Raw genomic sequence first — 3,821 nt, 5'->3', positions numbered from 1 at the left:
CGAAGTGGTGCTGAGCGACGGCTCGCTCGGCAACGGCAAGGTGCTGGTGCGGAGGCCAGTGCAGGACGGCGAGATCCGCAACAACGGCGCGATCCGCGCCACGGAAGTGGAACTGCGCGCCAATGGCGGCAACATCTATGCGCTGGCCGGCAATACCGGACGGGCCATTAGCGCAACAGGCGTCGCCAACAAGGGCGGACGGATTTTTCTGACCGCCGAGGGCGGCTCGGTGAAGGTGACGCAGAAGGTGGTGGCGCGGCGCATTCAGGCAGACGCTGCGCCGATGGTCGCGGGGATCGCCGGACCGCACCGCTCTTTCACCGGCGGAGACATCGTCGTCAGCGGCGACAAGGTCGAGGTCGGCGGCGCCATCACGGCAAAGGGCAATAGCGGCGCCGGCGGCACCGTCGTGGTAACCGGCAAGGACGTCACCCTGACCTCAGGCGCAAAGATCGACGCCAGCGGAACGTCGGGCGGCACNGTGCTGATCGGCGGCGACCGCGCCGGCGGCTCGGACGCCGCGCGGAAGTTTTTGCCGCAGGCCGTCGCCAATGCGCAGAACACGACGATCGAGGCAGGTGCGACGATCACGGCCGACGGCACGTCGGGCGCCGGCGGCAATGTCGTGGTGTGGTCGGATGGCACGACGTCATTTGGCGGCTCGATCAGCGCCACCGGGCAGCGCGGTGGCTTCATCGAGACCTCGGGGCATACGTTCAACTTCGCCGGCGGCATCGTCAACGCTGGCCGCGGCGGCACCTGGCTGCTTGATCCCGTGGATCTCACGATCGATGCGACGCTCGCCGGCACCATCGCCACCGCACTCAACGGGGGCAGCAACGTCACGCAGGAGACGAATGCCTCTGGCAGCGGCGGCAATGGCGACATCACCGTGGCAAGCGGGATCAGCTGGGCGAGCGATGCGACACTGACGCTCAGCGCCTATCGCAACATCGCGGTCCATGCCAACATCTCCAGCACCGGCGGCGGCGGTGTCGTGCTGCGCGCCGACAATGCCGGCACGGGCACCGGCACCGTGACATTCGGTGGCGGTCAGGTGTCGACCGCCGGCACGGTCTCGATCTTCTACAATCCGACCGGCAGCAGTTCGACCGTCAACGCCACCAAATACACCGCACCGACGCAGACCAACTTCGCCAGCAACGTCACCGGCGGCGCCGTGCTCAACACCTACATGCTGGTCAACACTGTCTACGACCTGCAGAACATCCAGAACAATCTGGCCGGCACCTATGCGCTCGGCCGCGACATCGACGCCAGCGGTACCGCGTCCTGGAACGGTGGCGCAGGTTTCGCGCCGATCGGAAATGGAGTAACGACGTTCAGCGGATTGTTCGACGGGCAAAGCCACACCGTATCGGGGCTGGTGATCAATCGGCCGTCGACCGAGAATGTCGGATTGTTCGGCTTCCTCGAGACCACCTCGACCGTACGCAATGTCGGGCTGGTGGGCGGCTCTGTCACCGGTCTCAGACTAGTGGGAGCGCTCGCCGGCGCCAACCTTGGCGCGGTCATACAATCCTATGCGACCGGTGCGGTCGCTGCCACTGACGGCTACGTGGGCGGCCTGGTCGGAGTCAATTTTGATGGCTCGGGCTCGATCGCTCGGTCCTACGCAACGGGAGCTGTGACCGGCGCGGGCAACGATGTCGGCGGGCTGGTCGGCAGCAACTGGGGCTCTATCACGCAATCCTACGCGACCGGAGCGGTGAACGGCACGACTAATGTCGGAGGACTGGTCGGCGCGAACTACAATGCTGACCCCAACGGTATCGTGCAGTCCTATTGGGACAGCTACACCACGGGTCAGGCGGCCGGGATCGGTGGGGGAAACGCCTCGACCGGACTGAGTGCCGTGACCAGCGACCCGGCGCAATCAGCCGCAGCAAACTATGCGTTCAAGCAGAGTGCCTATGTCGGTTTCGACTTCACCGCCAGCTGGTTCTCGATCGATGGCCGAACCCGTCCATTCGGCCGGTGGGAGTATTCCACCAACATCACAAACGCGCATCAGCTCCAGTTGATGGCGATGAATCTCGGCGCGAGCTACAAGCTCGCATCCGACATCGACTTCTCCGGCGGCCTGGCCTCGGGAGGCATGTATCCCGGCATGTGGTCGTCGAGCGGATTCTCGCCGATCGGCGAATACTCGGTCACTGACTCTTCCATCGCGTTCGCCGGAAGCCTGGACGGCCAGGGCCGTGTGATCTCAAACCTCACGATCAACCTGCCATCGACCAACCAGGTCGGACTGTTCGGATATATCCACACCGGCGGCGCGGTGAGCAATGTCAGCCTGCAGGCTGCATCCGTTACGGGACAGGATCGCGTCGGCATCCTGGTCGGCTTCTCGAAAGGAGCCATCAGCAATGCTTCGGCGACCGGCAGCGTCACGGCCAGAAACATTGGCGGCGGACTGGCCGGCGAATCCCAGGGCAGTGTTGCCAATAGCTGGGCGGCCGTCACGGTCGCCGGGACAACCGCCAGCAGTTCCACCATGGGCGGTCTCGTCGGATGGAACAACTCGGGCAGCAGCATCATCCAGGACAGCTACGCGACCGGAAACGTGACAGCCGGCAGCGGCGGCACACGCGCCGGCGGCCTTACCGCCCAGAACAACGGCAGCGTTCTCAGGAGCTATGCCACCGGAGCAGTCAGCGGCGGCAGCCAGGGAGTGGGCGGCCTGGTCGGCTACAACAACAGCAACACAACCATCGCCGATTCCCATGCCACCGGGGCCGTGACCGCAACGGCCTTCGGCGGTGGTCTGGTCGGCGTCAACGCGGTGGGAGGCACTATCGACGGGTCCTACGCGTCCGGAACCATCAGCGTGACGTCGTCGACTCTGACCAGTTTGTACGGTGGCGGGCTGGTGGGCAGCAACTCTGGCGCCGTCACCCGATCCTATGCGACCGGCGCCGTCGGCGTAACGTCCACATATGCAGCGGCCACGGCCACGATGGCGGGCGGGCTGATCGGCGGCAACGGCAGTACGGCCACGGTCTCACAATCCTACGCGACCGGTGCGGCCACGGCCATCGCGGCAGCCGGGTCGGCCATGGCGGGCGGCATGATTGGCAGGAACACCGCCAGCGGCGCCATCGCCCAATCCTACGCGACCGGTGCTGCCAGCGCCACGTCCACGGCCGGGCAAGCCGCGGCAGGCGGACTGATCGGCAATCAAGGCAGTACGGGTACGGTCACGCAGACCTACGCGGCCGGTGCGGTGAGCGCGACGTCCACTTCCGGCACCGTGAGAACCGGCGGCCTGATCGGAACGGTCACTGGCAGCGGCGCCATCACGTCGTCCTACTGGGACACGGATACGTCCGGAAAGACGAATGCCGTCGGCAGCGGCGCCAGTTCCGGCATCGCCGGCCTCACCACCAGCCAGATGCAAAAGCCGGCGAACTTCGCGTCGACTTACGCGGGCTGGGATTTTTCGACCGTCTGGTCGGCGCCGAGCATCGGCTATTACCCGCAGCTCTATGGCGTCAATTATGTGCTGCGGGTCGATCCGGCCAACGCGTCGCGGGTCTATGGCGAAGCCAATCCGGCGTTCACCTATTCGATCTACGGCCTGCATGTCGGCGATACGGCCGGGATCATCACGGGCCTCTCGGTATCGACGGCGGCGACGACGGCTTCGAGTGTCGGCAGCTACGCGATCACCGCAAGTGGCAGTGCCGTGAGCGTCTCCGGGCAAAGCTATCGCTTCATCAATGCGCCGGGCACGCTGACAGTCACGCCGCGCGCGATCACCGTGNACGGCCGACGCCAAGAGCCGCGTCTATGGCGAC

Annotated in this window: 1 pseudogene; it reads left to right on the top strand. The window is 65.7% G+C overall.

What is annotated here, in order from left to right:
* Positions 1-1,195: 1,195 nt before the first annotated feature.
* A pseudogene (locus CQ14_RS48115) lies at positions 1,196-3,787 on the top strand (beta strand repeat-containing protein); the annotation flags it as partial.
* Between the last annotated feature and the right edge of the window lie 34 nt (positions 3,788-3,821).

The organism is Bradyrhizobium lablabi (assembly GCF_001440475.1).
GTDB lineage: Bacteria > Pseudomonadota > Alphaproteobacteria > Rhizobiales > Xanthobacteraceae > Bradyrhizobium > Bradyrhizobium lablabi.
The sequence above is the reverse complement of the archived record's forward strand: the minus strand, read 5'-3'. Positions and strand labels throughout refer to the sequence as shown.